Annotated in this window: 19 protein-coding genes and 1 pseudogene; 8 read left to right on the top strand and 12 right to left on the bottom strand. The window is 30.7% G+C overall.

The genetic code is table 11. From position 1 onward, the window contains the following. Positions 1-4 precede the first annotated feature (4 nt). The 3 genes from ACMHJW_RS01745 to ACMHJW_RS01755 are packed head-to-tail and all read left to right on the top strand — an operon-like array spanning position 5 to position 2,398. Entirely contained in the window at positions 5-562 is a 558-nt protein-coding gene (locus ACMHJW_RS01745) for an acyltransferase (protein WP_413531711.1), read from the top strand. Between the two features lies 1 nt (position 563). After that, entirely contained in the window at positions 564-1,373 is an 810-nt protein-coding gene (locus ACMHJW_RS01750; protein ID WP_413531712.1) for a glycosyltransferase family 2 protein, read from the top strand. Further along, positions 1,370-2,398, top strand: coding sequence for a glycosyltransferase family 2 protein (locus ACMHJW_RS01755; protein ID WP_413531713.1), 1,029 nt, complete (start codon positions 1,370-1,372; stop codon positions 2,396-2,398). The genes ACMHJW_RS01750 and ACMHJW_RS01755 overlap by 4 nt, the downstream gene beginning before the upstream one ends. 71 nt (positions 2,399-2,469) lie before the next feature. Here the strand turns inward: ACMHJW_RS01755 and ACMHJW_RS01760 are convergent, their stop codons facing one another. The 6 genes from ACMHJW_RS01760 to nusB form a co-directional block, all read right to left on the bottom strand. Continuing rightward, positions 2,470-3,165: a response regulator transcription factor gene (locus tag ACMHJW_RS01760; RefSeq protein ID WP_019974263.1), complete on the bottom strand. Its 696-nt coding sequence runs from the start codon at positions 3,163-3,165 to the stop codon at positions 2,470-2,472. A gap of 4 nt (positions 3,166-3,169) precedes the next feature. Next, positions 3,170-4,723 carry a sensor histidine kinase gene (locus ACMHJW_RS01765; RefSeq protein ID WP_413531714.1) on the bottom strand — a complete coding sequence of 518 codons (1,554 nt, stop codon included), beginning with the start codon at positions 4,721-4,723 and terminating at the stop codon, positions 3,170-3,172. Positions 4,724-4,800: 77 nt separating this feature from the next. After that, on the bottom strand, positions 4,801-5,406 hold the full coding sequence (coaE, locus tag ACMHJW_RS01770) for a dephospho-CoA kinase (RefSeq protein ID WP_413531715.1): 606 nt from the start codon (positions 5,404-5,406) through the stop codon (positions 4,801-4,803). A gap of 70 nt (positions 5,407-5,476) precedes the next feature. Beyond that, on the bottom strand, positions 5,477-5,833 hold the full coding sequence (gene yajC, locus ACMHJW_RS01775) for a preprotein translocase subunit YajC (RefSeq protein WP_413531716.1): 357 nt from the start codon (positions 5,831-5,833) through the stop codon (positions 5,477-5,479). Between the two features lie 24 nt (positions 5,834-5,857). Beyond that, entirely contained in the window at positions 5,858-6,349 is a 492-nt protein-coding gene (locus ACMHJW_RS01780; protein ID WP_413531717.1) for a DUF1573 domain-containing protein, read from the bottom strand. A 44-nt stretch (positions 6,350-6,393) separates the two neighbouring features. After that, entirely contained in the window at positions 6,394-7,416 is a 1,023-nt protein-coding gene (gene nusB / locus ACMHJW_RS01785) for a transcription antitermination factor NusB (RefSeq protein ID WP_413531718.1), read from the bottom strand. Here nusB and ACMHJW_RS01790 point away from each other — a divergent pair. After that, positions 7,407-9,164, top strand: coding sequence for an ABC transporter ATP-binding protein (locus ACMHJW_RS01790; RefSeq protein WP_413531719.1), 1,758 nt, complete (start codon positions 7,407-7,409; stop codon positions 9,162-9,164). The two genes, nusB and ACMHJW_RS01790, sit on opposite strands and share 10 nt — an antisense overlap. 116 nt (positions 9,165-9,280) lie before the next feature. After that, positions 9,281-9,661 carry a PUR family DNA/RNA-binding protein gene (locus ACMHJW_RS01795; protein WP_413531720.1) on the top strand — a complete coding sequence of 127 codons (381 nt, stop codon included), beginning with the start codon at positions 9,281-9,283 and terminating at the stop codon, positions 9,659-9,661. Positions 9,662-9,875: 214 nt separating this feature from the next. Here the strand turns inward: ACMHJW_RS01795 and sucC are convergent, their stop codons facing one another. After that, on the bottom strand, positions 9,876-11,069 hold the full coding sequence (gene sucC, locus ACMHJW_RS01800; protein WP_413531721.1) for an ADP-forming succinate--CoA ligase subunit beta: 1,194 nt from the start codon (positions 11,067-11,069) through the stop codon (positions 9,876-9,878). A 296-nt stretch (positions 11,070-11,365) separates the two neighbouring features. Here sucC and ACMHJW_RS01805 point away from each other — a divergent pair, with 296 nt between their 5' ends. Both ACMHJW_RS01805 and ACMHJW_RS01810 read left to right on the top strand, forming a co-directional pair. Then, entirely contained in the window at positions 11,366-12,040 is a 675-nt protein-coding gene (locus ACMHJW_RS01805) for an ABC transporter ATP-binding protein (protein ID WP_413531722.1), read from the top strand. Further along, entirely contained in the window at positions 12,041-12,805 is a 765-nt protein-coding gene (locus ACMHJW_RS01810) for a TIGR02757 family protein (protein WP_413531723.1), read from the top strand. It begins immediately after the preceding gene. 96 nt (positions 12,806-12,901) lie between these two features. On the opposite strand, the gene ACMHJW_RS01815 is transcribed toward ACMHJW_RS01810, so the two are convergent. The 4 genes and pseudogenes from ACMHJW_RS01815 to ACMHJW_RS01830 all read right to left on the bottom strand — a co-directional run bounded on the left by ACMHJW_RS01815 (position 12,902) and on the right by ACMHJW_RS01830 (position 18,963). Then, entirely contained in the window at positions 12,902-14,155 is a 1,254-nt protein-coding gene (locus ACMHJW_RS01815; RefSeq protein ID WP_413531724.1) for an efflux RND transporter periplasmic adaptor subunit, read from the bottom strand. 1 nt (position 14,156) lies between these two features. Next, positions 14,157-15,446: a TolC family protein gene (locus tag ACMHJW_RS01820; protein WP_413531810.1), complete on the bottom strand. Its 1,290-nt coding sequence runs from the start codon at positions 15,444-15,446 to the stop codon at positions 14,157-14,159. Positions 15,447-15,488: 42 nt separating this feature from the next. Next, positions 15,489-18,420 (bottom strand): annotated as a pseudogene (locus ACMHJW_RS01825) (efflux RND transporter permease subunit); the annotation flags it as partial. A gap of 222 nt (positions 18,421-18,642) precedes the next feature. After that, on the bottom strand, positions 18,643-18,963 hold the full coding sequence (locus ACMHJW_RS01830) for a DUF6660 family protein (RefSeq protein WP_413531725.1): 321 nt from the start codon (positions 18,961-18,963) through the stop codon (positions 18,643-18,645). A 257-nt stretch (positions 18,964-19,220) separates the two neighbouring features. Here ACMHJW_RS01830 and ACMHJW_RS01835 point away from each other — a divergent pair, with 257 nt between their 5' ends. Next, the gene (locus tag ACMHJW_RS01835) at positions 19,221-19,871 is read left to right on the top strand and encodes an alpha/beta hydrolase (protein ID WP_413531726.1); all 651 of its coding nucleotides are present in this window, start codon (positions 19,221-19,223) and stop codon (positions 19,869-19,871) included. Positions 19,872-19,881: 10 nt separating this feature from the next. On the opposite strand, the gene ACMHJW_RS01840 is transcribed toward ACMHJW_RS01835, so the two are convergent. Further along, positions 19,882-20,397, bottom strand: coding sequence for a hypothetical protein (locus ACMHJW_RS01840; protein WP_413531727.1), 516 nt, complete (start codon positions 20,395-20,397; stop codon positions 19,882-19,884). Positions 20,398-20,479 lie beyond the last annotated feature (82 nt).

A 20,479-nucleotide genomic window follows, 5' to 3' on the forward strand; every position in this document is an offset into this window, starting at 1 on the left:
ATATATGATAAATAAATTGTTATTACTTCTTGAAAAATTAATACAAAAAGCAAAAAAAAATGAAGCTTATTCTTTTTTTCGAGCGAATAAACAATCTGTTATTCATAATAATTTCAGATTAGGGAACAATAATTACTATGATATTTCTCCAAAAGCAATAATCAATATTGAAGAGAATGTAACTATTAACGAATCAAATTATTTGACAATAAAAGGAAATTCCAAATTTTCTGTAGGAAAGAATACTTACATTACTCGAGCAACTATTTCTTGTTTAGGTTCTATAGAAATCGGTAAAAACTGTATTTTAGGTGAAGGAATGAAACTATTCGATCACAATCATCAATACGAAACAAATCCCTTTTCAGTTTCTAAAACAGATTTTAACATTGGATTTATTAAGATAGGAAATAATGTTTGGACAGGAGCAAATGTTGTTATCCTAAAAGATGTAACTATTGGTGATAATGTAATCATTGGTGCTGGATGTGTCATTCATAAAGATGTTCCAGCAAATTCGATTATTATAAGTAAACAAGATCAACTTATAAAATCAATTTAGGATGAAATTCTCAATATTAATTGCACATTACAAAAACTGGGATTATTTTCAGGAATGTTATCAGTCAATCTTAAATCAAACCTATCAAGATTATGAAATTATAATTGTTGATGATTGTTCAACGGATGACTCTTATGAAAAACTTTTAGAATTATCAAAACAAGATAATAAAATTAAACTTTTTAGAAATCCTGAAAATAAGAAAGTTGGTTATACAAAAAAAGAATGTGTAGAAAAAGCTTCGGGAGAGATTTGTGGTTTTGTAGATCCCGATGATAAAATAACAACTACAGCTTTACAAGAAGTAATAGATGTTTATAAAGCTAATCCAACTTGCATTGCAACTTATTCTAAAATAAAATTGATCAATAAAAACTCTGAAGAAACTGGTAATTTTAATTTAACACGAAGAATAAAAAATAATCAAAAAACTTTTTTTAATATAAATTTTGAAATAGCTCATTTTTTTACTTTTAAGAAAGATGTTTATAATCAAACAGAAGGAATTAATCCTATGCTAACTTCTGCTGTGGACCAAGATTTATATATGAAATTATACGAGAAAGGAACATTTTATTTCATCGATTCTTTCCAATATTTATATCGTTTACATGATAAAGGTGTTTCTCAAGATAAAACTAAAAAAGAAAAGCTAAGCCAGAACTGGAATAAAGTTTTAATTCATACGTGTGAAAGGAGAAATATCAAATTGCTTTATGGGAAAAAAGTGGAGGACATAAAGTCTCTTCCTCAATATATTTTCGCAAAAGAAAATACATTAATTAAAAAGCTTTTACGAAAACTCCTATGATAACAATAATTATCAAATCCTTCAATCGTCCTTATTATTTGGATCGATGCCTTTCTTCTATTTATAACTATGTAAATGGAGATTTTGAAGTAAAAGTTTTAGATGATGGAACGCCAAAACAATATTTAGCTATCATTCAAGATAAATTTCCAACCGCTAAAATTATAACTTCTAATCAATATCAAGAAAAAATACAAGCAATTTCGGATAATATCAACCAAGGCAAAAAAATAGATGGTTTTAAAATACCAACTGATTTATGGTACAACGAAGTCAAATCTTCTTCTGATTATGTGTTAGTTACAGAAGATGATGTTTGGTTTACAGAAACTTTAAATATCGATGAGGTTGTTACTGAAATGAAATCTTTTTCAATTCCATTATTGAAATTAGGTTGGTTAGGTAATTATTCTGATGATAAAAATTTAATCATTAATGATTTAACTAATTATCTAAACAAAACTCAACCGAAAAAAATATTTACATCGAATAAATTTGTGATGGATTTGTTTATGTACAACAAATACAAGTTTTTTACAATTTTGTATAAATTAGGATTGGTCGATAATGGGACTAAGCGTAAATATTTGGCACTAAACTCTATTTTGATGGGATTGTATCAAAAAGAATATTGGCTTTCGATTTGGGAGGATGCTAAAGGAAAAGTTGATGAAAAGCAACAATTAAGAAATGCAGCAGCTTGGTATAACAAAAATAAGAAAGCAATTTTTGCAAGAACTAAACAAGAACTTTTGAAGACAACTTTCAAATCATCTGCAACTGGCTCTTATCACGAATATGGAAATCATTTTGATGTCAATCGAATGAATCACATTCTAAACGAAGCTTGGTTAAACAATGAATTTGATGCAATGCAAAACTATCCGAAAGACTTTTCTGATGATTATATCAAAATCTTTTTAGATAAAGCAAATCACGCCGATGCTCAATATACTGAATGGTTTAAATGGGCTGAAAAATTTCGTCAACAATATAGAAATTTAGGCGCTGAAGTAGATAATTAGAAAATAAATACACAAAAAAAACCTCAACATAAGTTGAGGTTTTTTGTATATTTAAAAAGAATGTAACTTGTTTATTCTTGAATTAAAAGACGGAATCCTTCTCCGTGAATATTCACGATTTCTACTGCAGGATCTTTCTTCAAATACTTACGTAATTTAGCAATGTAAACATCCATCGAGCGCGATGTAAAATAATTATCATCGTGCCAAATACGTGTTAAAGCAATCTCACGAGGCATTAAATCGTTTTTGTAAACAGCTAATAAACGTAATAATTCGTTTTCTTTAGGTGAAAGTTTTTGCGATTTTCCATCGTAAATTAATTGTCTTAATTTCGCATTGAATGTGAATTTTCCAATTTTGAAATCTTCTTGTTCAAATTTTTCTTCTTCACCAGAATTACGTTGTAAAACAGCTTTTATTTTATACAATAAAACTTCTGAATCAAATGGTTTTAAGACGTAATCGTCTGCTCCAATTTTGTAACCATTCAGAACATCTTCTCGCATATTCTTTGCTGTTAAAAATATAATTGGTTGTTCACTTTTTAGTTCTTTGATCTCTTTTCCTAATGTGAAACCATCTTTTTTAGGCATCATTACATCTAGGATACATAAATCATAATCACTTTCTTTAAACTTTGCAAGACCGTCTTCACCGTCGATTGCGTGTGTTACGTCGAAATCGTTTATAACTAAATAATCCTTTAATACACTTCCAAAGCTTGGATCATCTTCTACTAAAAGTAATCGTTGTTTATCACTCATTGATCTATGATTTTAAAGGGATTTTAATGAAAAAAGTACTTCCTTTTCCTGGTGTGCTTTCTGCCCAAACTTGTCCGCCATGTAGCTGAACTATTTTTTTGACATATGCTAAGCCAAGTCCATGACCTTTTACATTGTGTATGTTTCCCGTTTCTTCTCTATAAAATTGTTCAAATATTTTTTTCAGAACATTCTGCGACATCCCCATTCCTTTATCAGAAATCTCTATAAAAAAACTGTTGTCTTTGTTATACGTCTTTACTCTAATTTCTGGTGTATTCGGAGAATATTTTCTAGCATTATCCAATATATTGATAACGATATTCTCTAAATGGAAAGGATCGCCGTTGACAAATGATTGTTCCGCGTTGTATTCTTCAAATATTGTACCATTTCTTTCTTCTACAATAAATCTTATCGGCTCAATACTTTTTTGAACTACACCGTTTAAATTTACTTCCTGGAAATGCATCTCCATTTGATTACGTTCAAGCTTAGACATTCGTAGAACCATTTCAACATGAGCGTTCATACGTTTATTCTCTTGCTTAATCAAATCAGCATAATATTTTACTTTCTCAGGATCTGTATATATCTTTTCATTCCTCAAAGCATCAGATGCAATATTAATAGTCGCAATTGGTGTTTTGAATTCGTGTGTCATGTTATTGATAAAATCTGTCTTGATTTCCGAACTTTTTCGCTGCAATTGCATGTAATAAATTGACAACGAAAAAACCGTAATAATAATCATTGTTAAGATAAATGTCAATGAAATAACAGGAACTGTTGGTGCTACAATTGCTAATTTTCTGTTGACAAAATTCGCAGCTAAATAATATTCGATATGGTCTTTTCTATCCAAAAATAAAGGAACCATGAATTCTATTTTATTACGATCAAAATCTTTCGATTTGATATTTGTTTCAGTTGAATCTTTCTTCAAAACTGCCAAAATAGGAGTTGCTTGGTTGATTCCTCTGTTACGCAATTCATTTTTCAGGATCGAATCTAACATTTCATAAGAGACACGTTTGTCGATAGGTGTTGTTCCTGCATCCCAACGAGCAGCACTTTCTAATGTGAATGTTCCGTCTTGTAAAGCATGTTCAAAGTTTAAATTAAGATTAGGAATTCCTTTTGCCGAAGAATCTTTATCGATCTTGAAAACGCGTTCTTGTGAATAAATATTAGCTTTTGTTAAACTGTCATTATATTTCCCAGAGGAAGGCGACATCGATTTTTCTACGACATAGCGCGTAACATAAGCATATGTAACGCCAAGAGAATCTTTGATCACTTGATTTGTTACAACTTGTGGCTTATCCTTATTCGATTTTAAATCTGACTGAATGTTGTTGAATTTCTTATAATATAATTCTAATTCATTTTTATTTATCTTTTCAGTCGTGTAATTCATCGCTTGGTACACATTGTTGTTGAAACTTTCTGTACCATTCTGAATAGTCAAGTTTAGCCAATAGAATTGAATTATAATCAAGCCTATAAGCGCGACACTCATGATAACGATTAAGATTTTGTAAAATCCTTTTTTCATTTATTTTTTTTATTGAATGATTAAAAATAGTTTAATCTTTTCTATTTTTTTTGATCTTCATCTTAAAGTTTGGACGATTAAGAAATCATTTTTTTTATTTTGATTAATGTTTGTTCTACTTCATTTTTTAAATGAGCTAAATCTCCATTGTTATCAATAATAAAATCTGATTTTTCAATTCGCTCTTCGTCCGAAATTTGATTCTTTATTCGTGCAAGAATTTCTTCTCGTGACAAACCATCTCTTTCTATAGTTCTTGTGATTCTCGTCTCTTTATCGACTATTACACTAATCACTACATCGCAACCTTTGTAACTTCCGCTTTCTATTAAAATAGCAGCTTCTTTCATTACAATGCTAACTTTTTGAGCGTTTTTCCAATTTTCAAAATCATTAAAAACAGCTGGATGAACAATTGAATTTAAAATCTTCAATTTTTCATTATTCTGAAAAACTTGTTTTGCTAAAAACGGTTTATTCAAACCATTTTCATTATAAGCTTCTTCTCCAAAAATTTCTATAATTTTAACTTTTACTTCAGAATTTTCATTCTGAATAGCTTTCGCTCTTAGATCAGAATTATAGACAGGAACGCCTAATTCTTCAAAGAATTTTGCTGCTGTACTTTTTCCAGAGCCTATTCCGCCTGTAATTCCAACTACAAAAGGTTGGTTGCTTTTCATGGTTTGAAGTTAAAAAAATGCCGAAGAATAATTCCTTCGGCAATTAGTTAAACATATGTTAACCTTAAGTTTATTTCTTTTCTTCTACTGCTTTTTCAGCTTTATCAACTTTGTCAGTAGTTTTTGAATAACGTGCAGCTGTTAATTCACGAGAAATAGCAGCTTTTTCGAATTTCATTTTTCCAGCTCCAGTTTCAATAATTACAGCGTCGTCATAAATTTCGTTGATTTTTCCATGAATACCAGAAGTTGTTACCACTTGATCTCCACGTTTAATATCAGTTTGAAATTGTTTTTCTTGTTTAGCTTTCTTTTGTTGAGGACGAATCATGAAAAAGTACATAATTACGAACATTCCTCCGAACATCAAAAGCATAGACATTCCTCCGCCTTGTGCACCGGCTTGTAAAAAGATTGTTTGAATCATTTTTATATTTTATCGATTTAATATTTATTGTCCAAATGCTTGTTGTGCATTTTGCTCATTTGCAGTTGCTCCAATAACGTTTGCAGAAATGTCAAATTTTTCGTGACCGTTTGCTGTGTTAGTGACTAAAGTTACTGTTTTTTGTTGTTTCCCGTTCATGTTTCCAGCTGTATAAACAACTTTGATAGAATCTGTAGCGCCTACTGCAATTGGAGTAGAAGGGAATTCAGGAACTGTACAACCACAAGTTGCAGAAGCATCACGAATAACTAATGGAGATTTTCCATCGTTTTTGAACTTGATATATGTTTCAACTTTATTATTAGCTTGTACATCTCCAAAATCGTGGTTCGCTTCAGCTAAAGTTAAAACTGGAGCAACAGAAGGATCTACTACATTTTCAGCTTGTTGAGCTGATTCTTCTGCTGTAAAGTTATCGCTAGCTTTTTTCTCTCCACAAGAGCTGATTGCGAATGATAATGCAAATGCACCTAAAATAAATAATTTACTTTTCATTTTTATAATTATTTGTCTTAGTCAAAATTAAGAAAAAATAGTGATTATAATAAACCTCTTCCGTATTTTGGTAAATTATTATTGTCTTTTAACTCTTTTAATGTTTTATCTAAGATTCCGTTAACAAAAACACGCGATTTTTCTGTTGAATAACTTTTAGCTAATTCTACATATTCGTTGATCGTAACTTTTGCTGGAATATTTGTGAAATATAAAAACTCTGTTAAAGCCATTTCTAAAATAATCAAATCGATTGTAGCAATACGATCTAGTTCCCAGTTTTGAGCTTTTTCGTCAATAATCTTTCTTGTTTCTGCTTGATGACGAATTGTTTTACGAAATAATTCTTCTGTAAACTTTTTGTCATCCAAATCTTTATAAACTTTGAATAAAGAAATTAAAGGAGAACTGTTTTGACGAAACGATTTTATCGTTGTGTGTACCATCGCATTTGCAATATGTACATCGTCTGCCCAAGTAATTTGAATTCCTTCTAAGTAATCGTGTAAATCTTCATATTCAGCAATAAATTCTACGAAAAAGTTTAAAATAAATTCTTTGTCTTCTTCGAAAGAGTTTTTTTCGCTGCTCATGTATGTTTTATACAATTCGCTTTCTGTCAAGTTTTTAAAGATATTGTTTGGATAAGAATCATAAATATCCCAAAGTAAGAATTTGTTGTCGTTTGAATAACGAGATAATTCAAGATTTTCTTCAATAATTTTGAATACTTTGTTATGAACAAATTTTAAATTTGGATTTAGATCTTCTTTGGTTGGAAAGTTTTTTGATTTTGCAAGTTCAATCTTATGCTCTGCAATGTCCTTTTGAACTTTAATCAAATTTAGGAGATAAATGTACAAATCATAGATTTGATCGATACTTTTCATCATATTTTTCTCGACCGCTCTTTCTTCGCCTTCAGTTCCTAAACTATTGTAAGCATAGATATTCTGCATTACTTTTTCGCGTAGTTGTCTTCTTCCCAACATAATTTCAATGATATAACGTCTAATAAATTGATGCAAAGGTAAAAAAAAGAATGTAATTTTGTTTTGTGAAATCATTACAAAAATTAAATAAATTTTTATGGAAGTATAAATGGAGAATCTTTTTAGGCTTCATTTTTACGATTTGTGCCAATTGGGTACAGGTTTATTCCGTTACATATATCAGAGAAGCAATTAATACCGTTGAAGAATTGCTTCGAAATTTTAAGAAGGAAGGAAATGATAACCTCGATCTTTTGAAAGATGGTTTGATGTATGCCAGCTTGGCTTTTTTCTTTTTTAAAGTTTTGGGAGGAGTTTTAACAATTGGTACACGACAAATGATTATTGTAGCATCGCGCTATGTTGAGTTCGATTTGAAAAACGTAATTTACGATAAGTATCAAAAGTTATCATTGTCATTTTACAAAAAGAACAAAACGGGCGATTTGATGAATCGTATTACAGAGGATGTCGGTTTGGTCCGTATGTATCTTGGTCCAGGAATTATGTATCCTATCGATTTGGTATCAAGAGTAGCGATCATTGCTTATTTTATGCTGCAAATAGATCAACAATTAACGATTTATACATTGGCACCTTTGCCAATATTATCGTTGTTGATTTATAGTGTTGCACGTAATATTAGTAAGAAAAGTAAGCGTGTACAAGAACAACAATCTACAATTTCTTCATCGGTACAAGATACTTTTGCAGGAATTCGTGTGATAAAATCATTCAATTCGGAAGAATATGTAAAAGCTAAATACGAAGTAGAAGCAGATGAATATCAACGAAGAGCACTTAATTTAGCTCAAATTCAAGCAGCTTTTGGTCCGTTGATGGTTGTTGTAGTTGGAGTAAGTAATTTGGTTATTTTATATTTAGGTGGAGTAAAATATATTCAAGGAACAATGGATATTGGTTCTATTGCGCAATTTTTCCTTTACTTAAATATGCTAATCTGGCCATTTACTTCATTAGGCTGGATTACAATGGTTGTACAACGTGCAGAAGCATCAATGTATCGTATCAATGAATTTTTAAATGCTGAAACGGATGTAGAAGAAAAACAATTAGAAAATCATCAAGTTGGAGGAACAATCGAATTTAAGAATGTAACATATATCTACGAAAATACAGGGATTAAAGCATTAGATAATGTTTCGTTCAAAATTGATAAAGGAGAAACTTTAGCCATTCTTGGTAAAACTGGTTCGGGAAAAACAACAATAGCTTTATTGATTGCTCGCTCGTTAGAACCTACTTCAGGAGAAATTTTAATTGATGGAAAAAATATTCATGATATTAATGTTGCATCTGTTCGAGAGGAAATTGGTTATGTACCGCAAGAAGCTTTCCTTTTCTCAGATTCGTTAACAAATAATATTTTATTTGGTTCTGATACAATAGATGAAGAAATAGCTGAGATTTTTGCGAAGAAAGCCGTTGTTCATGACAATATTGATCGATTTAAAGAACGTTATGAAACAGTTGTTGGAGAACGAGGAGTTACACTTTCAGGAGGACAAAAACAACGTGTTTCTATTGCTCGAGCTTTGGTTAATGATCCGAAAATATTAATATTTGATGATAGTTTATCAGCAGTAGATACCGAAACTGAAGAACAAATTTTGAATAATTTATCATCTGAAATCAATGGTAAAACAACAATCATTATAACACATCGTGTATCTTCTGCAAAACGAGCCGATCAGATTCTGGTTTTAGAAGATGGACATGTTTTAGAAAATGGTTCGAACAATGAATTATTAAATAAGCATGGTTATTATTATGATTTGTTCAATAAACAACTATTAGATTAAGCTTATTATTACTGATTGAATAAAATATCAGAAAATATTTGTATAAAATGTTGTTCTTTTCTTAGTTTTTTTTAGATTTGTTAGCAAACATTTAACAATTAAACTCTATTAGACTAATGAATGAATTTGAAAACCGTGAGAAGGTTGATGCAGAAGGAGTCTTTTCTAAGGTATTAAGAGCCGGAAGAAGAACTTATTTTTTCGATGTACGAGAGACGCGAGCTGGCGATTATTATTTGACAATTACAGAAAGTAAAAAAAATACACAGGAAGACGGAAATGTGTATTACAAAAAACATAAAATCTATTTGTACAAAGAAGATTTTGTAAGTTTTAAAGAAATGCTAGATGAAACTACTGATTTTGTTTTTGCTCAAAAAGGACAAGAAGTTATCTCGGAAAGACATCAAAAAGATTTTGATCCAAAGAATAAAGTTGAGACTAAAGATGATACAGAAGTGGAATCTTTTACGAATATCGATTTTGACGATATATAGACTTTACTAAATATGCGTAAAAGGAAAACTCCTCTCAATTATTGAGAGGAGTTTTTTATTTTGAATTCATAATATTAATAATCGAATATTTTTTTGATCTTCTTAATAATATATTATAAGAAACCTTTTTAGAAAATTTATTTATTAATAAATAAAAAAACTCCCAAAGTTACCTTTGAGAGTTTTTAGATATTGTGATTAAACTAATTAATTATTAGTTTAATAATTCTTTTACTTTATCAGCAGCATCTTGTAGTGTAATAGCTGAATGAACTTGCAATCCAGATTCGTCAATCATTTGTTTAGCGATTTCTGCATTTGTTCCTTGTAAACGAACAATGATTGGAACATTGATTGCGTCTCCCATGTTTTTGTAAGCATCTAAGATACCTTGAGCAACACGGTCACAACGTACAATACCACCAAAGATATTAACTAAGATAGCTTTTACATTTTCGTCTTTCAAGATAATACGGAAAGCTTTCTCTACACGCTCAGCATCAGCAGTACCACCAACGTCTAAGAAGTTTGCAGGGTTACCACCAGATAATTTGATGATATCCATAGTTGCCATTGCTAATCCAGCTCCGTTAACCATACATCCTACGTTTCCGTCTAATTTTACAAAGTTTAATCCAGCTTCACCAGCTTCAACTTCTGTAGCATCTTCTTCTCTTGTATCACGTAAAGCAGCAATATCTGGATGACGGAATAATGAGTTGTCATCGATAGTTACTTTAGCATCTACAGCGATAATTTGATCGTCAGATGTTTTAAGAACTGGGTTAATTTCGAACATAGAAGCGTCAATCGCAACATATGCATTGTATAAAGCAGTGATAAATTTAACACCTTCTTTAAAAGCGTTTCCAGATAAACCTAAGTTAAAAGCAATTTTACGTGCTTGGAAACCTTGAATTCCTACAGTTGGATCAATTTCTTCTGTAAAAATTCTGTCTGGAGTAGATTCAGCAACTTCTTCGATATCCATTCCACCTTCAGTAGAATACATAATCATATTTTTTCCTGTTGCACGATCTAATAATACAGAAACATAATATTCCTCAGTTTCTGATTCTCCTGGATAATAAACATCTTCAGCGATGAATACTTGGTGAACTTTTTTCCCTTCTGCAGAAGTTTGTGGAGTTACCAATTGCATTCCGATGATATCATTAGCTCTTTCTTTAACTTCGTCTAAGTTTTTAGCAAGCTTAACACCTCCACCTTTTCCACGACCACCTGCGTGTACTTGAGCTTTTACAACGTGCCAACCTGTACCAGTTTGTTCAGTTAATGCCTTAGCTGCTTCTACAGCTTCTTCTGGTGTAGTAGCAACGATACCGCGTTGTACTTTCACACCATATTTACTAAGAATTTCTTTTCCTTGATATTCGTGAAGATTCATTTTTTTTGATTTTTCAATTACAAAAGTAAAAATATTGTTGATGTATTCTAAATTTTGCCATATTAATTTTATCAGCTTATGTTAAATAAGTAAATAAAATTATTCATTTCAATGCCACAATATACGAATATTATGATATAGAAAGTTAAAACAAATATTATAATAATTTTAAATTTTGCTAAAATTACTAAAAACTAAATAAGTAAAATAAAGATGCTCCAAATAATTAAGAATGATTTAGTAAAAACTTGAAATTTATAACGAAAGACTTACGACTTAATTTATATCTTTACCTCATGATAAAAGCAGAAAATATTGTTAAGAAATTTGGAGAATTAGAAGTTCTAAAAAGTGTTTCTTTATCTATTGCCGGAGAAGAAATTGTTTCTATCGTTGGTGCTTCTGGAGCTGGAAAAACAACTTTGCTTCAAATTTTAGGAACGTTAGAAAAAAGTTCTGAACCCCAAAAATATAATACATCTATTGAAATAGCTGGACAAGATATTACAAAGCTGAATGATCGTGATTTATCTAAATTTCGTAACGAAAATATTGGATTTATTTTTCAGTTTCATCAATTGTTACCAGAATTCAATGCAATAGAAAATATATGTATTCCTGCATTTATCAAGAAAACAAAAAAAACTGAAGCCGAAAAACGAGCTAAAGAATTAATGTCTTATTTAGGACTTTCGCAACGCTTGACGCATAAACCTAATCAACTTTCTGGTGGAGAACAGCAGCGCGTTGCAGTTGCAAGAGCGTTAATTAATCAACCAAAAGTAGTTTTTGCAGACGAGCCTTCGGGAAATTTGGATTCTAAAAATGCTGAAGAATTACATGAATTGTTTTTTAATCTTCGTAATGAATTTGGACAAACTTTTGTTATCGTTACACACAATGAAGAATTAGCGAATATGACTGATCGAAAATTGGTTATGGCTGATGGAATTTTTCAAACAGAAATATAAATGAATCAGCATGAATTAAAGAATTTTTTAGACGAAAAAGTTCTTCAATATAATACATTAGATTTTATTGATTCTGATCCTGTTCAAATTCCTCATCGTTTTTCATTAAAAGAAGATATTGAAATTGCAGGGTTTTTGGCTGCGACAATTGCGTGGGGAAATCGAAAGATGATTATCAATAATGCGGATAAAATGATGCAGTTGATGGAGAATTCGCCTTATGATTTTGTGATGAATTTCTCTGAAGATGATTTAGAAAAATTTGATGGATTTGTTCATCGAACATTCAATAGTGATGATTTGAAATTTTTTATGCAATCGCTTCGTAATATTTATCAACATCATGGCGGATTGGAACAAATTTTTGCAAAACATCAAACAGCAGATTCAATGCAAACTTCAATTTCGAATTTCAAACAAACTTTTTTTGAAATAGAACATCTTCCTCGAACAACCAAACATATTTCAGATCCGCTGAATAATTCGGCTGCAAAACGTATCAACATGTATTTGCGTTGGATGATTCGCGATGATAAACAAGGTGTTGATTTGGGAATTTGGAAATCAATTCCAACTTCTATTCTTTCTTGCCCTTTGGATGTACATTCTGGTAATGTTGCACGAAAAATTGGAATTTTAACTCGAAAACAAAATGATGCAAAAGCATTGAAGGAACTCGATACAAAATTAAGAGAAATGGATGCAAATGATCCGGTAAAATATGATTTTGCTTTATTTGGATTGGGCGTTTTCGAAAATTTCTAAGACAAATTTATTTATATATAAAAACGAAAAAACGCTTGCAATTGCAAGCGTTTTTCATTTTATAATGACTTTTCTCAAACTTAAGATTGAGTTTTATTAATGTTCGTGTCCGCCTATATTGCTCAATTTAGCATTCACAAAAAATGCACCTTTTACAACAATTTGAGCTGTAGGATTGATATCTTGTACAGTCGTTATTGCTGTATAACCCATGTCTGATGTTCCTTTTATAACTTCTATCTTTTCAAAATTCATTGTTTTTTGTTGATTTTGAGAATGATTATCAGCTTCTTTTTCATTTTGATGATCGTGTTCTTCTTCGTTATGTTCTGTAGCTTTTTTATCTGTTTTTACGAAAATGTAAAATTTTCCGTCCGCTTCTATAATTGCTTCATTTGGAACAGCTGGATTTGTCGTGTTACTCAAGCTTACAGCTCCTGTAATATTCATTCCATTTATCAATCCAGTTTTATTTCCTCGAACTTTGCTATGTACAGCAATTGTTTTACTGTCATTTTCAAAAGAAGAACCAATGCTGTAAACAACTGCTTCGTAATTGTTTCCTGGATTATTTGTTAATTCAAATTGAATTACTTGACCAATTTTCATTTTTGGTAAATCTTTTTCGAAAACTTGTAAATCTAAGTGAATAGAACTATTGTCGATAATTTCGGCAACGGGAGATGAAATGTCGACATAGCTTCCTATTTGAGCCATAATTTTACTCACAGTTCCGCTAATTGGAGCAGTAATTACCATTCCATTTCTCAAATTTGTATTGGTTACTTTGGATGGATTAATTCCCATCATTTGTAATTGTCGTGATAAAGAAGCTTTTTGTGAACGTAATGTTTTCAATTCTGAAGATGCATTCTGAAGATTTTTCTTAGCACCAGCATCGTTATTAAACAATTCATTTTGTCGTTTAAATTCTTGTTCAGCAAAAGTAATTCTACTTAAAATAGTTAAATATTGCTCTTGAGCAATTACAAATTCAGGATTAGAAATTGTGGCAATTACTTGTCCTTTTCTCACATAAGAACCTTCTTGTACAGGCAAAGATTGTACAACTCCGCCAAACATAGAAGCAACATTTGCTGTATTGCTATTGGGAACGCTTAAAATTCCGTTTCCTTTGATTATAGAAGTTAATTCTTTTGTTTCGATGTTTCCTAATTTTACTCCAACAGCATTTATCTGTTCTTCTGTTAGCGTAGCAATTGTTTGTGGAGTTTCTTCATGCTCGGCTTCTTCTTTTTCAGTTGATTGTTCTGTTTTTTCTTTTTTAGTACAATTTGTAAGTAATAAAAGAGCGAAAAAACTATAAATAATGATCGTTATTTTTTTCATTTTATTGATTGATGATAGCATTAATATTAACAACAGTTTGATTAACTTGTTGAATTGATTCCAAATATTTCAGTTGAATATCCGTTGCAGTTTGCAAAGCAAAAAGATATTCTACATAAGAAATTTCACCTGATTTATAACCTAATTGAGCGGCTTTTACAATTTTTTCTGCATTTGGAATCGCTTGATTAACGTAATAATTATATTGATCCAAATCTTGCTGATATTGATTAACGGAATTATCTAGTTGAACTTTTAGTTGTTGTTTTTGATAATTGGCAGTGGCTTGTATGGCTTGTTTGTCATATTCTAATGCTTTTATTTTTGCTTTTGTTGCGCCAAAAGTGATCGGAATTGCCACACCAATATTAACCGAAGTAAAGAGATCAAGTCCGTTGTAATATTTTTCGCGTCCATTTTTTTCGTGAATTCCAATCATTGATACGCTACTTATTCCAAGTGAAAATTCTGGTAAACCTTCGGCTTTTATAACTTCTTTATTTCGTTCTGCAATTTCCATTTGTTGATAAAGATTCTTAATTATTGGATGATGATCAATTGTAGAACTTTCCAAAATATCGCTTAATTTTAATGGAATATAACTTGCTTCTTTTGTTATAGTAACTTCCTCATCTATGTTTAAAAGTACATGTAGATTTTTGTACGCATTTATTAAATAAACTTTGTTTTGGTTCAATAATAAATTTATTTCACCTTGTTGAGTTTCTGCTGTACTAATTTCGATTTTCTTAATATCACCAGCATTAAATCGAACAGTAGCAATTCGAATAAATTCTAAATACAATTTATTTAAACTTTCTAATTGCTCTTGATTATATTCTAGATATTGAATTTGATAAAAATACGTTCGCACTTGTTTCAATAACTCGTTTGTCGTTATTTCTTTTTCAATTTTTCTGCTATTTACTTCTTCTTGTAAAAGGGCTTTTCGATGTTTAAAAATTGTAGGAAACGGAATTGTTTGTGAAATGGTTAAACCATAATCAAATTTTGGTCCTCCAGTTTGTCCAAGTTGTGTTTCAGCATTCAATTTTGGTAATTCATTCGCTGTGCCTTGCATAGCTTCGCTTGATGAAATGCTTAAATCATTTGAATTGATTAAAGGATTATTTTCAATTGCAATTTGTTGTGCTTCTTCCACGTTGATAGATCGTATTTGAGCTTGTGAAAATTGTCCGATTAAAAACATTCCTATAATAAGGAAAGGAAGCGCATTTTTAGGTTTTAGTTTAATCTTTGTAAACTTTGAATTGAATATTAAATATAACATTGGTAATACAAATAAAGTTAAGAAAGTGGCTGTAATAAGCCCTCCAATAACTACGGTTGCTAAAGGTTTTTGAACTTCAGCGCCAGCGCCTGTTGAAATTGCCATTGGCAAAAATCCTAATGAAGCAACTGTTGCTGTCATTAAAACTGGACGTAATCTGATATTAGTTCCTTCCATTATACGTTTCAGAATATTTTTTTCTCCTTCTTTTTCCAATTGATTGAAAGTTCCTATCAATACAATTCCGTTTAAAACGGCAACACCAAATAAGGCAATAAATCCAATTCCTGCACTAATACTAAATGGCATATTTCGGATAATTAGTGCATAAACACCGCCAATTGCACTCATCGGAATTGCTGTAAAAATTAATGCTGCTTGCTTGAAAGAATGAAATGTGAAATACAACAACATAAATATTAACAACAAAGAAATTGGAACTGCAATCATTAATCGTTGACTTGCTGCTTGAAGATTTTCAAATTGACCGCCATAGGTGAAATAATAACCAGAAGGTAATTTGATTTCGTTATCTAACTTTGTTTGAATATCTTTTACAACAGATTGTACATCTCGATCTTTCACGTTAAAACCGATTACAATTCGTCGTTTTCCTTCTTCGCGACTAATTTGTGAAGCGCCCAATTTATAACTCACATTTGCTACTTGAGACAATGGAATTTGATAACCTGAATTTGTGGGAATCATTAAATTATTTACATCATCAATATTTTTTCGATGAAGGCTATCAAATCGAACAACTAAATCAAAACGGCGTTCATTTTCGAAGACTTGTCCTGTTGTTTTTCCAGCAAAAGCTGTACTCAACATATCATTTACATCTTTTATATTTAGGCCATAATTTGCCATTCGGATTCTGTCATATTCAACATTTATCTGAGGTAAACCACTTACACGCTCCACTTGAGGCGGAGTTGCGCCTTCTACGGTTTGTATTATGTTGGCTGTTTTGTCTGCATAATAAGATAACGAATCTAAATTTTCTCCAAATATTTTAACCGCAACATCTTGCCGAATTCCTGTCATCAACTCATTAAAACGCATTTGAATAGGTTGATTTTTTTCGAAGAAAACACCAGGAATAACTTCTAGTTTTTCCATCATTTCATCGCCTAATTCTTCATAGGAAATTTTTCTTTTCCATTCATCTTTTGGCTTTAATACGATAATCATATCGGTTGCTTCTGGCGGCATAGGATCTGTAGGAACTTCGGCTGATCCGGTTTTTCCAACAACCATTTTCACTTCATCAAATTGTTTGATGATACGAGAAGCTTGCATAGAAGTTTCTAAACTTTGGCTTAAAGAACTTCCTTGTGGCAAAATACAGTGAAAAGCGAAATCACCTTCCTGTAATTGAGGAATAAATTCGCCTCCCATATTTTTGAATTGGATAATTGAGAGCGCAAAAACGGCAACTGTAATTCCAACTAACCAATATTTAATTCGGATTGCTTTTTCTAATAATGGTTCGTAAATCTTGTGAATTTTAATCATCATTTTATCTGAAAAAGAAGCTTTGAGAGTTGTTTTTTTTGATAAAAAACAAAGCGCTCATCATTGGAATGTACGTTAATGAAAGAATTAATGCTCCCAAAATTGCGAAACCAACTGTTTTTGCCATTGGAGTAAACATTTTACCTTCTACGCCAACCAATGTAAGAATAGGAATGTAAACGATAAGAATGATAATTTCTCCGAAAGCTGCAGAATTTCTAATTTTTGAAGCTGAAAGAAAAACTTCTTCGTCCATTTCTTTTTGTGTTAATCGATGCGTTGATTTTCTTAAACCGAGATGATGTAATGTTGCTTCTACAATAATAACAGCTCCATCGACAATCAATCCGAAATCAATTGCTCCCAAACTCATAAGATTTGCACTAACTCCAAAAACCTTCATCATTCCTAATGCAAATAATAAGGATAAAGGAATTGCTGAAGCTACGATTAATCCTGCGCGAAGATTTCCAAGAAATAAAACCAATACAAAAATGACAATCAATGCACCTTCTATAAGATTTTTTTCTACAGTGGAAATTGCTCGATCAACTAAATTTGTACGGTCAAGAAAAGGCTCGATGACAATGTCATCTGGTAGCGATTTTTGTATAGTTGGTATTTTTTCTTTAACTAAATTTACTACTTCATTACTATTAGCTCCTTTTAGCATCATCACAACACCACCAACAGCATCTACTTCACCATCATAGGTTAATGCTCCGTATCGAATTGCATGACCAAGTCTTACATCAGCGACATCTTTTATGAAAATAGGAACAGTTCCTGTTTCATTTTTTACAGGAATTAATTTGATATCCTCTAAAGAAGTTACCATTCCAATTCCTCGAATAAAATAAGCATTTGGTTTTTTGTCGATGTAAGCACCTCCAGTATTTTCATTGTTTTTTTCTAAAGCGTCAAAAATATCCAATATACTAATTCCCATTGCGCGAAGCTTATTCGGGTCTAAAGCAACTTCATATTCTTTTAATTCTCCTCCAAAACTATTAATCTCTGCAATACCTGGTGTACCGTTTAATTGTCTACGTACAATCCAATCTTGCATTTCGCGCAATTGTTTTGAATTGTATTTTTTTTCGCTTCCTTTTTTAGGATGTAAAATATATTGATAAACTTCACCAAGTCCTGTACTTACAGGTGACAACTCGGGAATTCCTACTCCTTCTGGAATATCTTCTTGCGCTTCTTTCAATTTTTCGTTGACTAATTGGCGCGCAAAATAAATGTCAACATCTTCTTTAAATACTACTGTAATTACGGATAAGCCAAAACGAGAAATACTTCTTGTTTCTTCTATATCAGGAATGTTGGCAATACTTTGTTCAATTGGGAAAGTTACCAACTGTTCTACTTCTTGGCCAGCTAATGTTGGGCTGACTGTAATAATTTGGACTTGATTATTGGTGATATCTGGAACCGCATCTATTGGCAATTTTGTTGCACTCTATACGCCCCAAATAATCCATAATAAAGTCATTATTCCAATAACAATTTTGTTTTGGATACTGAATTTTATGATTTTATCTAACACAGATAATTTGATTAATTGCATTAATATTACTCATTTATCTCTTCGTAAATGAGCACAAAAAAAATGTAATTTCAATTTAAGTGAATTGAAATTATATGTAGACGATAAAAAGAAATCGTCCTATTAAGCAATATTTATTTTGGGAGGTTTCCAAATATCGGCATACAATTGATTTTTAATTGTATTCTCTTTGAATTGTATTTTTGTTGAAATTATAGGATCAAAAACTTTAGGAGTTTTTATTAATTGTATAAACTTCATTGATGAAATTGTAATTTGACAACAATTACAAGCGCACAAAGGACTACATTGATCTTTATGCTCTGAATTATCTTTATCATTATGCACCATAGAAGTCTGTGTTATACTATTATTCGTATCCTGACATGGTACAAATGATAGAACATTGACATATAATGCGATTATGAGAATAATAAATTTCATTCAGACAAAAATAATAAACTTTTTTGTTTCAAGACATATTTTTGATTAAAATTGGAATAACATATGAAGATTACGTTAATTCTTGATCGTTATTGAAGGATAGAATTAAACAAGATATAATATGAATATGTTAAGAGTATTCTCGGAACAAGTGAATAATTATTTTAAATTGTATGAATGTTAGGTTTTCGATAACTTCTGGATTTTATTGGATTATATAAATGAATAGAATTAAATTCGCTAAAAATAAGATTTGTATGAAAGAATTAAATGGAATAAAATATATAGAACGTTTGCCTGTTGTTTCGACAGAAAAATCACCACTTTTTGTATTAATACATGGATATGGAAGTAACGAAGAAGATTTATTTTCGTTTGCTCCAGATTTACCACAAAATGCACATATTATAAGTGTACGTGGATTGTATGATATTATGTACGGAGGTTATGCGTGGTATGACATCAATTTTGTGAATAATGAAAAATGGATGGATGAATCGCAAGCAATAGAATCTCGAAATAAATTGGTTGGTTTTATAGATGCGATTGTTCAACAAGAGAATCTAGATGCTTCGAATGTAACATTGATGGGCTTTAGCCAAGGTGCAATTTTGAGTTATGCGATTGCACTAAATAATCCTGAAAAAATTAAAAATGTAGCTATTTTAAGTGGTTATCCAGAAAGTAAAATTATTGGAGATTTTGATCAATCAAATGATTTTTCGAACTTAAATTTCTTTGTTTCGCATGGAACCGAAGATGTTGTTTTGCCAATTGAAATGGGAAGAATGGGAGAAGAACTTTTAAAATCATTGAATATTAATTTCGAATATCACGAATACCAAAGTCGGCACGGAATTGTTCCTCAAAATTATTATGATTTGATGGATTGGATCAAAAGATTTTAATTCAATAAATTTATATAAACTTTACTTCTATGGCGTCGCCGTGATATTCCTTAAACGAGGCGTCATAGAATTCTATATTCGTATAACGATACAATAATTCGATAATTTCTTTTTTTAAAATTCCTTTTCCATATCCATGGATTAAAATTAACCGAATTTGACTTTCGAACATAGCACGTTCTACTTCGTTTCTTGCAACATCTACTTGCGTTTGTATAATTTGTGCATTATCTAAATCGCGCCAATTATCAACCAAATTCTCAATATGTAAATCAATTTCTCGTGTTAAATAAGGATGATGATGAGATTTTCGAAAAGTTTTAAATTTTGGTTTCGAAAATTCTTTGATTTCATCATCGCGATATTCTTCATAATCGATCTCGATATCTTTTATAATTTCATCTTGATGATATTCATATTCAAAACCGAAAGCATCATTAAAGTAGACAAAATCACCTTTTAATTTGGTAATTGTACCTGAAATATTATCATCAATCACTTTAACTTTTGTTCCAATTTTGAACATTTCCTTCTTTTTTTTACAAAATTAAGAATTATTTTATGAGTTTTTAGATTATTGTATTATTCAATTAAGATTCAATGTTGTA

Origin of the sequence: Empedobacter brevis, from assembly GCF_965118635.1 — a bacterium.
GTDB lineage: Bacteria > Bacteroidota > Bacteroidia > Flavobacteriales > Weeksellaceae > Empedobacter > Empedobacter brevis_A.

Coding starts and splice junctions, on each gene's coding strand:
- ACMHJW_RS01795 (WP_413531720.1), top strand. CDS start 9,281: ATGAATGAATTTGAAAACCGTGAGAAGGTTGATGCAGAAGGAGTCTTT.
- ACMHJW_RS01765 (WP_413531714.1), bottom strand. CDS start 4,723: ATGAAAAAAGGATTTTACAAAATCTTAATCGTTATCATGAGTGTCGCG.
- ACMHJW_RS01780 (WP_413531717.1), bottom strand. CDS start 6,349: ATGAAAAGTAAATTATTTATTTTAGGTGCATTTGCATTATCATTCGCA.
- ACMHJW_RS01840 (WP_413531727.1), bottom strand. CDS start 20,397: ATGTTCAAAATTGGAACAAAAGTTAAAGTGATTGATGATAATATTTCA.
- ACMHJW_RS01830 (WP_413531725.1), bottom strand. CDS start 18,963: ATGAAATTTATTATTCTCATAATCGCATTATATGTCAATGTTCTATCA.
- ACMHJW_RS01805 (WP_413531722.1), top strand. CDS start 11,366: ATGATAAAAGCAGAAAATATTGTTAAGAAATTTGGAGAATTAGAAGTT.
- sucC (WP_413531721.1), bottom strand. CDS start 11,069: ATGAATCTTCACGAATATCAAGGAAAAGAAATTCTTAGTAAATATGGT.
- ACMHJW_RS01760 (WP_019974263.1), bottom strand. CDS start 3,165: ATGAGTGATAAACAACGATTACTTTTAGTAGAAGATGATCCAAGCTTT.
- ACMHJW_RS01745 (WP_413531711.1), top strand. CDS start 5: ATGATAAATAAATTGTTATTACTTCTTGAAAAATTAATACAAAAAGCA.
- ACMHJW_RS01755 (WP_413531713.1), top strand. CDS start 1,370: ATGATAACAATAATTATCAAATCCTTCAATCGTCCTTATTATTTGGAT.
- nusB (WP_413531718.1), bottom strand. CDS start 7,416: ATGATTTCACAAAACAAAATTACATTCTTTTTTTTACCTTTGCATCAA.
- ACMHJW_RS01835 (WP_413531726.1), top strand. CDS start 19,221: ATGAAAGAATTAAATGGAATAAAATATATAGAACGTTTGCCTGTTGTT.
- ACMHJW_RS01810 (WP_413531723.1), top strand. CDS start 12,041: ATGAATCAGCATGAATTAAAGAATTTTTTAGACGAAAAAGTTCTTCAA.
- ACMHJW_RS01750 (WP_413531712.1), top strand. CDS start 564: ATGAAATTCTCAATATTAATTGCACATTACAAAAACTGGGATTATTTT.
- yajC (WP_413531716.1), bottom strand. CDS start 5,833: ATGATTCAAACAATCTTTTTACAAGCCGGTGCACAAGGCGGAGGAATG.
- coaE (WP_413531715.1), bottom strand. CDS start 5,406: ATGAAAAGCAACCAACCTTTTGTAGTTGGAATTACAGGCGGAATAGGC.
- ACMHJW_RS01815 (WP_413531724.1), bottom strand. CDS start 14,155: ATGAAAAAAATAACGATCATTATTTATAGTTTTTTCGCTCTTTTATTA.
- ACMHJW_RS01820 (WP_413531810.1), bottom strand. CDS start 15,446: ATGTTATATTTAATATTCAATTCAAAGTTTACAAAGATTAAACTAAAA.